This window comes from Flavobacterium johnsoniae (assembly GCF_030388325.1).
Taxonomy (GTDB): domain Bacteria; phylum Bacteroidota; class Bacteroidia; order Flavobacteriales; family Flavobacteriaceae; genus Flavobacterium; species Flavobacterium johnsoniae_C.
Genome location: NZ_CP103794.1, coordinates 4,954,909 through 4,970,644 on the forward strand (window position 1 = coordinate 4,954,909; position 15,736 = coordinate 4,970,644).

Below are 15,736 nucleotides of genomic sequence, written 5' to 3' on the forward strand. Positions count from 1 at the left end.
TTTACTAAAAAAAATGCATGTCTGTTCAGTTTATATCTAGTTTAAAAAAAACCATTGATAATGTCATTTAAGTAATTTAGCAATCGATAAAATACGAAATCAATAAAAAATCCGGACTAAAATTTCATTATCAAAAAAAAAAAAAAAAAAAAAAACTAACCGTCAATTAATTTAACTACCAAAACTTTATGAAAAAAGAGTATAACTTTTGGAAAAAGACATTCCTTATAATGTTTTTTCTCTTGTTTCTTTGTGCATTCGATGTGAGTGCACAAAACAAACTTACTGGAAAAGTAAAAGATGAAAGTGGGCTACCAATACCAGGGGTAACAATTAAAATCCAGGGATCTACAACTAGTACCTCTACAGATATGGATGGAAGCTATGAAATGGAGGTGAGTGAAAAACAAACCTTAGTTTTCTCATTTATGGGATACAGAACACTCACAAGAACTGTTGGCACTACTAAAAAGTTAGACATTCAGATGCAGCCTGATACGCAAATTTTAAATGAAGTTGTGGTCGTAGGTTATGGAACTCAAAAGAAAAAAGAGGTTACAGGTGCTGTTGCTACCGTAAAGGCAGACCTTATTGCGAAAGCTCCAGTAGCAGATGTTGGAGAATCATTACAAGGCCAAATTGCTGGGGTTAACGTTCAGGCTGCTAGTGGGCGTCCTGGTGAAGCAACTAATATCCAAATTAGAGGAGTTGGTTCATTGACAGGTTCATTAGAACCATTGTATGTAGTGGATGGAATTCCTTATCAAAGCAACCCAAATATCTCACCTGATCAAATTGAATCATTAGACGTATTAAAAGATGGTGCTGCTGCCTCCGTTTATGGTACTAGAGCCTCAAATGGTGTTATCTTGATTACTACTAAAAGAGGTAAAAAGGGAAAAATTAGTATAGATTTCAATGCTTATTCGGGTATCCAAAATATTACTTCAGGTACACCTTTAATGAATACTCAGCAGCAATTGTTTGAGGATTATACAACAAAGGCAATGTTGTCTAGCCAGTTACCAACTTTTTTTATTACAACACCAGAACTTTTAGACTATGATAGTGACTACGTTGGCGACGTACAAAACAACAATGCTTTAATTACTAATTACGGACTAGGTGTTTCTGGTGGAACACAGGATTTAACATTGAATTTTAATTCAAATTATTATAACCAAGAAGGAGTTTTAATTAACTCTGATTTTGATAGATTAAGTAACCGCATTAATGGTCAATTTACAAAAGGTAAATTCAAAGCGTTTGTAAGTATGGGGATGACTGTAGAAAATAGAACGCAAGAACCATGGTCTTTATATGAATATGCTATTGGACAAAGACCATGGCAAATTCCATTAAGCGATGTACAGGGATCCGGGTCTAGTGTTGATTATCCTGTAGAAAATGCTATTTATTATGGCTATTTGGCAAGAGAATTACAAAATGTTGACAAAAGAAAAGTTACATCAAGCAATATTGCCGTTAATTTACAATATGAAATAGTAAAAAACTTAACCTATAAATTAAATATAGGTAAAAGTAATTGGGATTATAGAAGGTCTTTTTTCCGTCCACAAGTATTGGTATATGGTCTTGATGGCTCATATAATGCAACTGCCTCAAGAGCGGATGCATTATTGAACGAAGATTACACTTTTACAGACAGATCTACTATAGAAAACATCCTGGATTATAAATTAAATTTAGGTAAACATTCTTTGAACTTTACTGGAGTAGCCTCACGCGAAGAATACAATTCGAAACAAGTTGGTGTAGGTGTAATTGGTTTATTAAGCAATGAAACGCCTTCTTTAGGTTCAGGTCAGGCAGGAACAAAACCAACAAGTTATGATTACACAAATAGCATTAGTGGTTTATTAGGTAGAGTACAATATAACTACAATGATCGTTATTTAATATCAGCTAGTATTAGACGAGATGGTTCCTCAAACTTTGGACCTGATAACAGGTACGGTACTTTCCCGGGTGTTTCTGCTGGTTGGAATATATCTGAAGAAAAATTTTTCAAGGATGGTGCTATCAACAAAGTAGTAAACAGCTTAAAATTAAGGGCAAGTTATGCTCAGTTAGGTAACCAAAGTATCCCTCCATATACGTATGCGGGTCAAATTGAGTCAGGTGTAAATTACTTATTTGGTTCAGATCAGTCATTAGCAAATGGAGCTATACAAAGACGTTTCTCTAATCCAGATGTAAAATGGGAAACAAGTATTTCAAATAATATTGGATTGGATTTAGCTATGTTTCAAAACAAGTTAACTTTTACTGCTGATATCTACAAGAATGACAAAAAAGATATGTTATTGCCTCAGCAAACTCCTGCGTCTGGTGGTACGTACAATCCCAACGCAGTCGATGTGTATAGCCCAATCATTGTCAATGCTGGAAATATGACTAACAAAGGTATTGAGCTAGCAATGAGCTATAAAAACCAAATGGGAAATGGTCTCAAATATAATATTTCTGGAACTTTTACTAAAAACGTAAATGAAATAACTAACCTTGATGGCATTGAAAGAGGTTATGGTAACGGACGTCCTACCAATTCATTAGGGAATGCTGTAGATTTTACTACATTCTTTGCAGTAGGTCATGAAGCTGGCGCTTACTTTTTACTAGAAAATGCAGGTGTTATAAAAGACGACGCAACTTTACTTGAGTACAAAAAAATAGAACCAAGTGCAATTTTGGGTGATATGCGCTACATTGATCAAAATGGTGACAATAAAATCACTGACGATGACCGTGTATATGCGGGTTCTGGTCAGGCAAAATTTGAATCAGGGTTGAATTTAGATCTAACGTACAAAAGTTTCGATTTTGGAATTCAGACTTATTTTTCTTACGGAGCTAAATTATTCAATGGTTCAAGATATTTTGCATACACACAAGGGAGACATTTAGACCAATATTCTATGTGGTCTCCTGAGAACCCTACTTCTGATGTGCCTTCAGACAGAGGAAATGCTTATCACAATAACGTTAGAGCAAGTTCTGATTATTGGTTAGAAGATGGTACCTACTTCAGAATTCGTAATTTAACTTTAGGTTATTCATTACCTGAATTGCTTATGACTCAGTACGGAATAAGTAAAATAAGATTGTATGTTACAGGTATGAACCCTTTCACTTTTACAAAATATACTGGTTACGATCCTGAAGTTGGTGGAAATGGAATCAGTACACGTGGTGTAGATAGCGGTAGTTATCCTGTTTCGAGAAGATTTGTGCTTGGTTTACAGGTTAAATTTTAACAACTTAAAATTAAATTAAAATGATACATAGAAAAATAAATATAAAAGTAAAACTAGCATCATTAGCGATATGCACTGTTTTACTTACTTCAGGTTGTAATGATGAGGATTTTTTGACTCAGGTAAATCCAAATACAATTACAAATCAAACTTTTTGGAAAACTACAAAAGATTTTCAGTCAGCCTTAACTACAGTTTATGGGGCTTTACAATTTCAATCAATAAGCGGTAATGGCCTAATTGAAGATGAAATTATGGCAGACTTAGGGGGTACTGAATCTTGGTACAGACCCTATGCTTACAGAAATTTCACTTTTAACGATGCCAGTGAAGCGGTCACTAACAAATGGGCAAATTTGTACACTGGAATATTTAGAGCCAATCAAGTAATAGAAAAAATTCAATCTGCTGACCCAAGTATTTTTGCTGCCGGTGAAAAAGAAAGTATTGAAGGCCAAGCCCGTACCTTAAGAGCTTTCTTCTATTTCTTAGTAGCTAATACTTATGGAGGAGCTGTTATTCATACAGAAGTTCCGCAAACAAAAGCAGATTTTAATGTAAAATTTAGCTCAATCGCAGAGGTTAATAGCCAAATTATCATTCCTGATTTGGAATTTGCTAAAGCCAATCTGCCAGAAACATGGTCTGGTAAAGACTTAGGTAGAGTTACTTGGGGTACCGCTACTTCTATACTTGGAAAAGTATATTTATTTGACAAACAATGGGGACCAGCTGCGACTGAATTTAAAAGTGTAATTGATTCAGGTGTTTATAGCCTGACTGCGAATATCATGGATAATTTTGATGAAGAGCACGAATTTAATAGTGAGTCAATTCTTGAAGTTGCCTATAGTGCAACTGAAAATCCAGGTGCTAACGGAAGTAATGTTGACGACACACCTTATGCAGCTGGAGCAGAAGCTTCAAATTTAGCTGTAGGGCTAGCGCAATTAAATTATGGTGGATTTAATACGATATTGCCTTCTTATTTCTTACACGAATTATACACTAATGATGCGGTAGATGTCACAAATCCAATAAACACTACTAATTTACAGTCTAAACGTCTTACTGCTACTATTGCCCCAAAAAATCTTGAAGGACAATATTATTTAAGAAATGTAGCTGAATTAAAAGGTTGGGGTTATGGTCAAAGTGCCTATGTTAAGAAATATACTAACTGGTATCATTTGGCTAACGAGGACGGAAACTCTAGAAGCGGAATTAACTGCAGGCAAATTAGATTGGCAGATATTTATTTAATGTATGCTGAAGCAGTTCTTAACAGCACTGGCGATGTAAATGAAGCTATTAAGTATATTGATTTTGTTAGAACTCGTGCGGGTGTAATTACATTAAAACAATATTTAGCAACAAATAGTAATACGTTTCCACAATTACATATAAGCAAAGAAGTACATGGTAATCAACCTTTAGTACCTCCTACAAAAGAAAATGTTTTAACACATATTCATAGAGTAGAAAGACCGCTTGAATTGGCTTTTGAAGGTCATAGATGGAAAGACTTAGTACGATGGGGAATTGCAAAATCTGTTTTCACTGAATTACTTGCAGATGAAAATTGGAGAGTGAAAAATTTTACAACTATAGCTAACAAAGCACCATTGTATATTATAGAAAGAATCAGGGATGATTTCAAGAATGCTGCTGTAACTTATACTCCAGCTAAAAATGATTATTTCCCTATACCATCGGTTGAGAGACAAACAAATAGTCAATTAAACAACTAATTTCAATACCACTTAAATTATGAAAACAAAACTTAAAATAGTAATTGCACTATTTCTTGTTGCAATAGGGTTATATTCATGTAGTGACATTTATGATTCTATCGATTTGAATGCGGCCAACAGCAGAATTATTGTTAGTTCACAAATGGACTATGGAAATAAAATTAGGGTAGGTAGCCACGAAACCTTTGGAGATATTTCAGCGGGGGTTGAGTCAAGACTTTGGACTTTTCCAGAAGGCGTTGTTGACATTGTAGATTCTGACAATGACGTTACTTCAACGGAACAGAATGTTAAAGCTATATTTAACGTTGTTGGAAAACATGAAGTAAAATTACATCAAGTTTTTAAAGGAGAAGCTTATACTACAGGAAGCACAAATCCTGTTGCCAAAGTATTAGATACTACGATAGTAGTAACCGTTTTAGCTCCAATAAGCATTGTTGTTAAAGCAAATTATTTAAATACAGACGGTACTTTAGGAGCAGAACTAAATGTAGTTAATGGTGCAAAAAATGAAGTACTAGCAGGAAGAACGATTAGATATACTTTGATTACTGAAGGGGAACCAGAAGCCTATCTTTGGACTATCGACGGAGGAGATCCTGCGACATCAACAACTGATACTAAAACAGTAGATGTAAGATATAAAAAACTAGGAACATTTGGATTTACTATCAAAGCCAATACCCCTCGCCCATTTGGTGAAGCAACAGTAATGCTTAAAGATTTTATCAACGTAATTCCATCGACTGACCCAGTTACCATGGATGACGCTCAAGTAATAGACGATCAAGGAAATATAGCTCTGAATTACAGTAGAGAAATGAATGCTGAAACATTAAAAGCATCTGATTTTTCTGTTACATTAAAAAACAAATCTGGTGCTACGCTACCTGTAACTATTTCTAGTGCGACAATAAGCCCAACTGAAGGTAATATTGTTCTTTTAAAATTAGCTGGGCAAACCTTGTACAACGACGACATTATTACTGTATCATACACAAAAGGATCGTTAACCACTGCAGATGCTGTTTTTGCTAGTTCATTTACAGATGTTGCTGTATCTTTCAAATCCGTTAATATTTTAGCTTCAACTACTTTTGATTATGGTTTTGAAACTTCAACTAGTGCTGACTGGGTATATCTTGGCTGGGGAGCTCCGTGGAACAAATTTACATCGGCGGTTACAAGTACAAAAGCACATGGCGGCAAAAAAAGCTTGTCCGTTCAAATAGATGCTCGTGGCGGTATGATTTTAGGTTATAATCATGGTGGCGATAAAGGAACTTTTAGACTTACTGCTGGCAAAACCTATTCTATGGGATCATGGGTTTATGTAGAAAGCTTAGGTGACAAAGCCTCTGTTCCTGATCTAAGATTATACTTTACTCCAAATACAGACTGGGGAATAGGTCCAAACCCTGGATTCTCAGCAGATTTTGCAGTTGGAAAATGGGTTTACAGTTCTGCACTAGTAAAAATCAATACAACTGCTGATTATAGTTTTATGCTTAGAAGTGACAACCAAGGTAACTCCTCTGCTTTAAAATTCTATATCGATGACATTACTGTTAGTGAAGCTAAATTAAGACCGTAACTAGTAATGATAATTTTAAACAAATAAGTGCAAGGGGCAGTAAATAATTTACCTATTTACTGCCCTTGCTTTCAAACAGACTTTCTAATACAAGCTATTTTTATACTCTCAAAATACCATGAAAAGAAACAAACGAATAGTGTTTCGTTACGCCATACTACTAGCGTGTGCCTTTCCTACTTATGCGCAAGTAAATGTAAATCTAAAACTTAACGTGAAACATTCCGTAGGAGGCATCTCTACTTTTGATCGTTCAAAATTCATAACAACGCATGCCAATCAAACAGAAACTGAATGGGATGGCGATAATGTTTCGCCCGATTTAAGAAATGAATTTTTAAATGGCCTAGATGTGTACCTAGGAAGAGATACAGGAGGAATTACTTATGTATTAAAAAATCAATTAAATCAAGATCCTGCCAGACCTGGTTTTGCGAATCCTACTCAAATCACTTCTCTAGGAAATTACAGTAAAAGTCAATATGCCCAAAAAACCAACCTTCATCAATACGAAAATAGAAAGAGTTTAGTTTTATGTGCTCAATTGCATCCGTTTTGGACTGGAACAGATCATCAACCCACTAATTCTGGCTGGTATTTAGCCAATGCCACTGCAACGGGTGAATATATGGGGCGTTACATCAACGCATTTAGTGGTGATGGAATTACAGGGCAAAAGAAACCCACTTATGTTGAAGTAATAAACGAACCTGATTATGACCTTTTAGGAGGATTAAAAGAATACACTAAATCGATAAAAGATATAGCCGACTTTCATAATGGTGTTGCTGATGCCATTAGAGTACAGGTCCCAAACGCTAAAATCGGGGGTTACACCAATGCCTTTCCTGAATTTGAAGTAGGAAATTTTCAGCGTTGGAACAATCGCGATAAATTATTTATGGACGTTGCCGGAAGCAAAATGGATTTTTGGTCTTTACACCTTTATGATTTTTCATCGATCAATAACGGAAAAAAACAATTGCGTTCCGGGAGCAATATTGAGGCTACTTTTGATATGATGGACCAGTATAGCGTAATGAAATTTGGTGTTACTAAACCCTATGTAATCTCAGAATACGGAGCTCAAACTCATGATTACAATAACAGTCAATGGAGTTCTTATAGAGATTGGTTGATTTTAAAAGCCATGAATTCCCAATTAATGGCTTTTCTTGAAAGACCCAATACTATTGATTTTGCTATTCCATTTGTAGTTACCAAAGCGGAATGGGGAATGTATAATGGAGTTCCATATTCTCATCGTTTGATGCGAAAAGCAAATGAACCAGCGAGTTATACCGGACAATGGGTTTATACGGACTTGGTAAAATTTTATCAATTATGGAAAAATGTTAAAGGTACACGAGTATATAGTAAGACGGATAATTTAGATGTTTTAACCAATACCTATATCGATGGTAATAAGGCTTATGTGATTCTAAACAATTTAAACTTCCAAGCAACTAAAGTAAACTTAAACCTTTTTAACATCAACAATACTGCCATTACAAGCATTAACAAAAAACAATTAACTCTTATAAATAACTTCGCTACACTAGAAGAAAGTACTGTGCCATCACCACTAACATCAGTTACACTAGGTGCCGAATCAACTATTATTTTAGAGTATACCTTTGCCAATGCCATAACAATTAATGAAACTTGCGACGAAACTAAATATTTTGCAACGACCTATTTGCAACCTATTAGCGCAAATCAGCCTATTAATTTTAGTGTAAATGGCGTTCAGAAAAGCACTTATGGAGATGCCGTATTAAGAATTGGTTTAGGAAGAGATCATGGACAATCTTTAAGTCCGATTGTCAAAGTGAACAATACTATTATCCCTGTGCCAACTAACTTCCGCGGTTATGACCAAGCAGAAAGAGATCGATTTTTTGGCGTTCTAGAAATTCCAGTGCCTTATAATCTTGTTACTGCAAATAATCAAATAGCAGTACAATTACCTGACACAGGTGGTCATGTGAGTTCAGTAGCATTACAAGTATATAATTTTAGTACTAATCTGTTATCAGTAGATCCAAAAACTTTCGAAAACGACAATACAATAACAATTTATCCTAATCCAGTTATTGACACCCTAACAATCAAAAATACGTATGCAAACGAATCAAACTCGACTGCAATGATATATGATGGTGCTGGGAAATTAGTAAAAAAAGAAATCCTTAGTAGTGCTAGAATTAATGTGAGTTCACTTTCAGAAGGGATTTATTATATCGTTTTTTTAAAAGAAAACAAGAAAATAGGGGCAGCAAAGTTTATTAAAAAGTAAAACACTCAATACTTTCTGTCCAGAACCATTTAGTTATCCCCTTCCCCTTAACTAAGAACTATTTGCATGATTTTTTCAAGCGTTTAACGAGTATAATAAAAAAACTTATAATTCATGGGAAATGTTTATATAAATAGTAGTTTACTTTCATTATAGTCTAGTTTTTGTCGAGTAACAAATTTACTTAAAAGAAAATTTAAACAATAATCTTACGAAAGAATAAAAGCATATACGCCATGCTTTTCTCAAAATATTAACAACTAAAACAAAAAAACCATGAAAAAAATTACATTATTATTAATTATGTTTGGCTTAAGTATAAGCACTACAAATTTGACTGCACAAGTTTATTATTCTACAACAATGAACGGAGGCAATACCTATGTTTCTAAGCCAGGTAGCTTTGCTGGTTATGCCTGGGGCGGAATTCCTAACTATACTTTTGATAATACAACTGCCAAAACAATAACTATTGAAATTACTAATTTTGACGCTACTAATCCTTCAGTTGGTAATACTATATATATAAATTTCTCTAGATCTGGTTTCGGAATAGCACCATTGGGTTGGGGTTCAGATAATTTAACTGTTTTAAAAACTTTATCCGCAGCAGACTTTACCAATGGAGCCGCAACTGTTGTTATCAGTTTACCTACTGGCACATTACCTATAGCTGAAACTCCTGGCTATGTACAAGGATATAATTATATTCTGCAAATTGTTGGATCTAATCCTTCAACCGATCAAAATTATGTAAATTACGTAGTAGGTGTAACGGAAACTTTAAGTACAAAAAAAACAAACAGAAACACTGTCGCTTTTTACCCAAATCCAGCTACTGAAGTAGTTACTTTTAATGCTGACTTAGAAACTAAAACTTATAAAGTCTTAAGTATGTCAGGTGCCCTAGTAAAAGAAACAGCAGCAACTAGTTCATTAAATGTATCGGATTTATCTAAAGGAACCTATATCATCGCTACAGATGCAGGTTCTGGAAAATTAATAAAAGAATAATTTCTAAATTGGTCTTTAACCACATAGCTCTGATTCGGTAATTAGAACTAAGAGGTTAAAGACAATTTGGTTTTAAAATAAAATAGCGAAATTCTAAACTACTTAAAAAATAGCACTTCATTCATTTGTCAAAAAGTGCTTAAAATTAACAAAACCAATTTTGTACTACTAAACTATAAATATAATAATCCTAAAATACGAAGCGAAATTCTTATATTTTCAACAATAAAAAAATATCCTTTTAGGATTAATTAGTTAAATTAAATAAAATGATTTTTAAACACGCCCTTACAGAAAAAACAAAATTTTTACTTATAGCTATAACATCTCTAGTGTATCTATGTAGTTGTAGCAGCAATAGTTCTGAGTCAGACATTATTCCTGATTACTCCAAACCTACAGCTCAAGACGATGTCCTTGTTGTTGATGAAAACAGCAGCACTGGAACTTCCAATCAGGTAAATGTTTCTTTAAATGATAATATCGGTCAAGATGGAGGTAAAGGAGATGATTATAGCCTATTATCTACTGCTAGCAACGGTACTGTAATAGAAGTTAAAGACGGTATTTTTGAATATGTTCCAAAAATAAATTTTTACGGATCCGATAGTTTTTCGTATACCTTAACAGATAAAAATGGAGACAAAGCAACTGCAAAAGTAAACATAACGATTAATACCCTAATTAAAGGCCTCACTGCAGAAGATTTCAAAAACATAGATCCAAATTATCCTTCATTTGTTTCAATTACAAATACAACTCCATCTGACATGAAATGGGTGAAGCAGGAAGACATGTCTGATGAATTTACAGCTTGGGATGCTACAAAATGGTATAAATCTACATGGAATTACGGTATACCCGTTTTCATGTCAACATCAAATAGCAACTCTGGTGTTACTGATGGTAATTTATGGATAAAAGCAACTTTAAACGAGAGTAATCCTGATGGAAGATGGTTTCAAACTGCTAGAATACATTCAAGAACTAAAATTAGCTATCCAATGTATACTGAAGCAAGAATAAAATCGGCTCATATTTCTGCATATAATACCTATTGGTTAAACAATGGAGACTCTTATAATAGGAATGAAATCGACATTATTGAGAATAATTCAAAACCATCATGCGGTTGTCAACCCAATTTTCCCACCCAAATGAATTCACAATATTTTCATGCTGATTCGGGAAAAACGCCAGGAGAAATTAGAAATTATGGAAACTTCAATCAAAGTGGTTTACTAGACGTAAATCCGTTGAAAGATGTAAAATGGAATGAAGATTACCATACGTTTGGAGTATGGTGGAAAGATTCCAAAAATATTCAGTTCTATTTAGATGGTGAGCCTGCTGGTAGCGTGGTGGTAGGTGTAGACAAATCTGGAAAAACCTATACCGATCGCGAGTTTACTAGAGATTTAGAAATCATTTTTGATTTATGGACGGCTGATGAAACGTGGTTAGGCGGATTAGCTTCAAAATCAGATCTGAATGATAATAGTATCAATACCATGAAAGTGGATTGGGTTAGAACTTGGAAACTTGAAAAAGACTGAGCGCTCATTCTTTGTCTTTTTCTTGTCAAAAGAAAGTCAACCATATTGCCTAATTTATCTAACAGACATTATTGAGAATAATTCAAAACCATCATGCGGTTATCAACCCAATTTTCCCACCCAAATGAATCCACAATATTTTCATGCTGATTCGGGAAAAACGCCAGGAGAAATTAGAAATTATGGAAACTTCAATCAAAGTGGTTTACTAGACGTAAATCCGTTGAAAGATGTAAATTGGAATGAAGATTACCATACGTTTGGAGTATGGTGGAAAGATTCCAAAAATATTCAGTTCCATTTAGATGGTGAGCCTGCTGGTAGAGTGGTGGTAGGTGTAGACAAATCTGGAAAAACCTTTACTGGACTTGATACTATTTCTGCGACAAAAAGTTAAGGTGGCCTCAATGAAAATTAAGAAAAACGAATTATCTACTTGAACTGAAATGAATCTTCTTTCTGACACAAAAAGCCAATATAATTCAATTCTATTTAAATTACTTAAAAGGTAATAAAATATTTGTCGCAGTTTGTAATAAAAAGGTTTACTTTTGTATTAGAATCAATTAAGAATTACAACTTAAATTTAAACGGATAATTTGCTCCGGAACTTTTCAAAATGCATAAAAACGCATAAAAAGTCCGTGGCAGAATCGTGGCGCAAAACAGAAAAAATATTAGAAATGCAGTATAAAAGCGGGACGCAGAATTTTTGTTCGAATCCCTCTTTCACCGCGGTTGACTTAAAAGGAAACTTTTCAAAAGTCTTCAAAAAGCCAAAATTTATGGCAGCCCTGTATTTAAAAAATTTATAATATATTTGTTAAACACAAAGAATAATAGAACTGCATGTTAATTCGTTAATTTTTAAAGTTTTGTGCATGATTTAATATTGAAATAGTAAAAATTGAATTTGGTGCAAAATCGGTGCACAGAGGTTCAAGACATAAATAAAAGTGGCATTGACAGCGGTTTCAAGCTTAAAGTTCGAATCCTGCTCTCCCCACAAAAATCCTAATCTTTAGATTAGGATTTTTTTTGCTATAAAACAAAACCTGCAATTCCTAGGATTTGCAGGTTTTTTTCGTTTTTAAGGCTGTTTTTCAATATTTATAAAAGCTTACAAAATTAAAGGTGCAGAATCGGTGTACTTTAATAATGCTATTTTCTGTTGTTCAACTAATCCAAGAAATTGATTTATTATTAATTCTTTTTTTAATCAATTAACTTAAACCCCTTATTTCTGATACTGAGAATTTGCACATTTGAATCCTCGTTTAAATACTTTCGAAGACGTGTAATGTAAACATCCATGCTTCTTGCGGTAAACGGACTATTATCGCCCCAAAGAAGTAATAAAGCTTTATTGCGATCTAATAATTGATTTTTATTTTGGATAAGCAAATCCAATAATTCTGATTCACGCTGCGAAAGATTAACAGATTTGCCGTCTATTGTCAATTCTAGTCTATGAAGATTGAATTGGAAGTTTCCTACTTTTATATTTTTGTCGGAAGTTATGGGATTTTCTTCAGCTGTATGTATGTATTTTCGTCGAACTAGCTTTTGTATTCGCAGAATAAGTTCTTCCATACTAAAAGGCTTTTTCATATAATCATCGGCACCTATTTTTAATCCTTTTAAAACATCCGTAATTTCATTTTTTGCAGTGAGAAAAATTATAGGAGTCAGCTGATCTATTATTCGAATATCTTCTACAAGCGAATAGCCATCTTTTCTGGGCATCATAATATCAACAACACAAATGTCTGGTTTCTTTCTCTGAAATAACTCCCAGCCTTCAATTCCGTTTTTAGCAATCGTAAAACTGAACCCTCGCAGTTCAAGAGTTTCTTTTATGATAGTCGACAGCACTTCTTCATCTTCTACCAGCAAAACATGAATTACTTCATTCATAATGGAAATTTAATAATAAAGGTTGTACCTGATCCTAAATAGCTGTTTACAATTATTTCGCCCGAAAGCAAACTAACGAGTTCTTTAACATAACTCAAACCAATTCCGTAGCCTTTTACATCGTGCAGGTCGCCAGATGTAATTCTATAAAATTTGTCAAAAATTAAAGGCAGATTTTCTTCACTTATTCCACTGCCGTTATCCTCAACTTCGAGCTGCCAGTATTTTGACCAACTCAAAATTTTTACACTAATTTCAGGAGAATCAGGACTATATTTTAAAGCATTATCTATAAGATTGGTCAATATCCCATCAATCATATCTTTATCCGTTCGAATGATTTCATTTTCTAATTCAGTACTAATTGTAATCTGATTATGATCATCTACTAGAAATTTTTCTACTATGGCACTTACTAATCCCGCAATATTTACATGAGTTAAATTTACATATTTTACACCTAATTCGTATCTCGTTATGTCCAAAAGACGATCAATATTATAATCCAGTTTATTTAAAACATCTGCATTAATTTTTAAATAACGTTTTGTTTTTTCCGGATTCGCCGCTTCTCCAAATTGTAATAATGCCTCATTAGTCGATTTAAGAATAGAGATTGGCGTTCGCAATTCGTGCGTAATATTGCTTATAAAATTATTCTTTTTTAAATCCAGTTGTTTTTGTCTATAAATTATCAATCCCAAATACCAAAGACTTCCTCCGGTTAAAATGATCAGAATTATAGATATCGAAATCGGAATTATATTATTTAAAAGAAGATATTTTTCCGTTTTAAAAAGTCTCGCTTCAATTACCCAGTTTTTTTCACTTGTTCCTAAAGGAACGCTAACCACTTCTTTAGAATCTAAAACCGATTTTTTTTGTAATGACAATTTATAGTTAATAGAAATTTTTTCTTTGTCGAGTTCTTTTCTAAAATCTTCTCTTACCAGTTTCAAATCAACATTTTGTTTATTTGATGAAGCTATTAATTTCACCAAAAACAAACGTACACTTGCAAGATTTGCCGTATCTATCTTTAGAGGCTGCATTCCTATTTTAACTGGCCCTGTCGTTTTTGGAAGATTACTTTTAAAGTTTACATTTTCTTTTTTATCATCAATAACCTCACTTATGATAGATAAATAAGGATCGTCATTAGATAAACTCATAGGAGTTCTGACCTTTTCTAAAAAGTACAAATCAACACTTCGCTGCAGCGCATTTTTGACTTTCGCCTGAAAATTTGCCTGGCTTTCCTCATAGGTTCTGTAAACCCAGAAAAGCTGAAATAATAAAATACTACAGGCCGTAATAGAAGTGATTAGAATTATTTTAAACTGATTTTTCATAACAAATGATTCTATACAAATATATCTTATTTAAGCAATCTCTCGACTCAGTTAACACTAGTTAACATTGGTTAAGAACGCTTTAACCTCCACACAAAAGATTAAAACTACTTTTGACTTGTACAACTGAAACAATAGAAATCATGAATAATAAAAAACTTTTAATATGTGCAGCTTCCTGTTTACTGTATGTAAATATGAAAGGCCAGACTTCAATTGCAGAAAATACTTCAAAAAAGTCAATTCAGTTTATTTTGCCAAATGGAAAAGTTCTTAAAAACCTCGACAGCCTTCAAAATGCATGGGGAAAAGATCAAATACTTTTTAAACATAATGAAGAAGATGACAAAAACGGCGTGATGCATCTTGTAAAGAAAACTTCAGAATTTAAAGATCAGGAATCTAAAAGTAAAAAAGCTTTAGCAGAAATGCTTAACACTCCTGCTCCTCAATTTGAAATTAAAGATCTTGAAGGTAAAGTTTGGTCTTTAAAAGAACTTCAGGGAAAAACAGTAGTTTTAAATTTCTGGTTTACCTCTTGTGCTCCCTGCATTAAAGAAATTCCGGAACTAAATAAATTAGTAGATGAATATAAAAATAAAGAGGTTGTTTTTCTTGGAATTACTTTCAACACTCCCGAGCATGTAGATGCATTTCTAAAAAAACGAGCTTTCAATTATGTTCAATTACCAAATTCAGATAAAATAATCAGTAAGTATAATATCTTCTATTTCCCAACTAGTTTCGTAATTGATAAACAAGGGATTATTAAAGGTATTCTTGAAAAAAGTGACAACATATATCAGGATTTAAAAAACATCGTCGATAAAGAGAGTTAAAAAAGGAAACTCAAAATTTTAAAATCATTTTCATTCAAAGTAAAAAAGATTTATTTTTAATAATTGTAATTGAAAAACAAAATAGTAATTATTTTAATTTTAACTTCAGCTGCATTTTATTAAAAGGCCG

Annotated in this window: 10 protein-coding genes; 8 read left to right on the forward strand and 2 right to left on the reverse strand. The window is 33.4% G+C overall.

The genetic code is table 11. The annotated features are described in order from the left end of the window. Positions 1 to 230: 230 nt before the first annotated feature. The 7 genes from NYQ10_RS21015 to NYQ10_RS21045 all read left to right on the forward strand — a co-directional run bounded on the left by NYQ10_RS21015 (position 231) and on the right by NYQ10_RS21045 (position 11,895). Positions 231 to 3,278 (forward strand): SusC/RagA family TonB-linked outer membrane protein, encoded by a 3,048-nt coding sequence (locus NYQ10_RS21015; RefSeq protein WP_222104893.1) that lies wholly within the window; start codon positions 231 to 233, stop codon positions 3,276 to 3,278. A 20-nt stretch (positions 3,279 to 3,298) separates the two neighbouring features. Continuing rightward, entirely contained in the window at positions 3,299 to 5,029 is a 1,731-nt protein-coding gene (locus tag NYQ10_RS21020) for a RagB/SusD family nutrient uptake outer membrane protein (protein WP_276174777.1), read from the forward strand. A gap of 19 nt (positions 5,030 to 5,048) precedes the next feature. Then, positions 5,049 to 6,629, forward strand: a complete 1,581-nt coding sequence (locus NYQ10_RS21025) for a hypothetical protein (protein ID WP_276174778.1) — start codon at positions 5,049 to 5,051, stop codon at positions 6,627 to 6,629. Positions 6,630 to 6,747: 118 nt separating this feature from the next. Then, positions 6,748 to 8,928, forward strand: a complete 2,181-nt coding sequence (locus tag NYQ10_RS21030; RefSeq protein WP_144219270.1) for a T9SS type A sorting domain-containing protein — start codon at positions 6,748 to 6,750, stop codon at positions 8,926 to 8,928. Positions 8,929 to 9,204: 276 nt separating this feature from the next. After that, complete coding sequence (locus NYQ10_RS21035; protein WP_276174779.1) at positions 9,205 to 9,942, forward strand: T9SS type A sorting domain-containing protein; 738 nt, start codon at positions 9,205 to 9,207, stop codon at positions 9,940 to 9,942. Between the two features lie 269 nt (positions 9,943 to 10,211). After that, positions 10,212 to 11,498: an Ig-like domain-containing protein gene (locus NYQ10_RS21040; RefSeq protein ID WP_276174780.1), complete on the forward strand. Its 1,287-nt coding sequence runs from the start codon at positions 10,212 to 10,214 to the stop codon at positions 11,496 to 11,498. Between the two features lie 124 nt (positions 11,499 to 11,622). Next, a complete protein-coding gene (locus NYQ10_RS21045) occupies positions 11,623 to 11,895 on the forward strand; it encodes a hypothetical protein (RefSeq protein ID WP_144219267.1) in 273 nt (90 codons plus the stop codon). Between the two features lie 818 nt (positions 11,896 to 12,713). Here NYQ10_RS21045 and NYQ10_RS21050 read toward each other — a convergent pair. Next, on the reverse strand, positions 12,714 to 13,415 hold the full coding sequence (locus NYQ10_RS21050; protein ID WP_289878082.1) for a response regulator transcription factor: 702 nt from the start codon (positions 13,413 to 13,415) through the stop codon (positions 12,714 to 12,716). After that, the gene (locus NYQ10_RS21055) at positions 13,412 to 14,767 is read right to left on the reverse strand and encodes a sensor histidine kinase (protein WP_289878083.1); all 1,356 of its coding nucleotides are present in this window, start codon (positions 14,765 to 14,767) and stop codon (positions 13,412 to 13,414) included. The genes NYQ10_RS21050 and NYQ10_RS21055 overlap by 4 nt, the downstream gene beginning before the upstream one ends. A gap of 143 nt (positions 14,768 to 14,910) precedes the next feature. On the opposite strand from NYQ10_RS21055, the gene NYQ10_RS21060 reads away from it, so the two are divergent. Then, positions 14,911 to 15,606, forward strand: a complete 696-nt coding sequence (locus NYQ10_RS21060; RefSeq protein WP_289878084.1) for a peroxiredoxin family protein — start codon at positions 14,911 to 14,913, stop codon at positions 15,604 to 15,606. Positions 15,607 to 15,736 lie beyond the last annotated feature (130 nt).

Coding starts and splice junctions, on each gene's coding strand:
- NYQ10_RS21015 (WP_222104893.1), top strand. CDS start 231: ATGTTTTTTCTCTTGTTTCTTTGTGCATTCGATGTGAGTGCACAAAAC.
- NYQ10_RS21020 (WP_276174777.1), top strand. CDS start 3,299: ATGATACATAGAAAAATAAATATAAAAGTAAAACTAGCATCATTAGCG.
- NYQ10_RS21025 (WP_276174778.1), top strand. CDS start 5,049: ATGAAAACAAAACTTAAAATAGTAATTGCACTATTTCTTGTTGCAATA.
- NYQ10_RS21030 (WP_144219270.1), top strand. CDS start 6,748: ATGAAAAGAAACAAACGAATAGTGTTTCGTTACGCCATACTACTAGCG.
- NYQ10_RS21035 (WP_276174779.1), top strand. CDS start 9,205: ATGAAAAAAATTACATTATTATTAATTATGTTTGGCTTAAGTATAAGC.
- NYQ10_RS21040 (WP_276174780.1), top strand. CDS start 10,212: ATGATTTTTAAACACGCCCTTACAGAAAAAACAAAATTTTTACTTATA.
- NYQ10_RS21045 (WP_144219267.1), top strand. CDS start 11,623: ATGAATCCACAATATTTTCATGCTGATTCGGGAAAAACGCCAGGAGAA.
- NYQ10_RS21050 (WP_289878082.1), bottom strand. CDS start 13,415: ATGAATGAAGTAATTCATGTTTTGCTGGTAGAAGATGAAGAAGTGCTG.
- NYQ10_RS21055 (WP_289878083.1), bottom strand. CDS start 14,767: ATGAAAAATCAGTTTAAAATAATTCTAATCACTTCTATTACGGCCTGT.
- NYQ10_RS21060 (WP_289878084.1), top strand. CDS start 14,911: ATGAATAATAAAAAACTTTTAATATGTGCAGCTTCCTGTTTACTGTAT.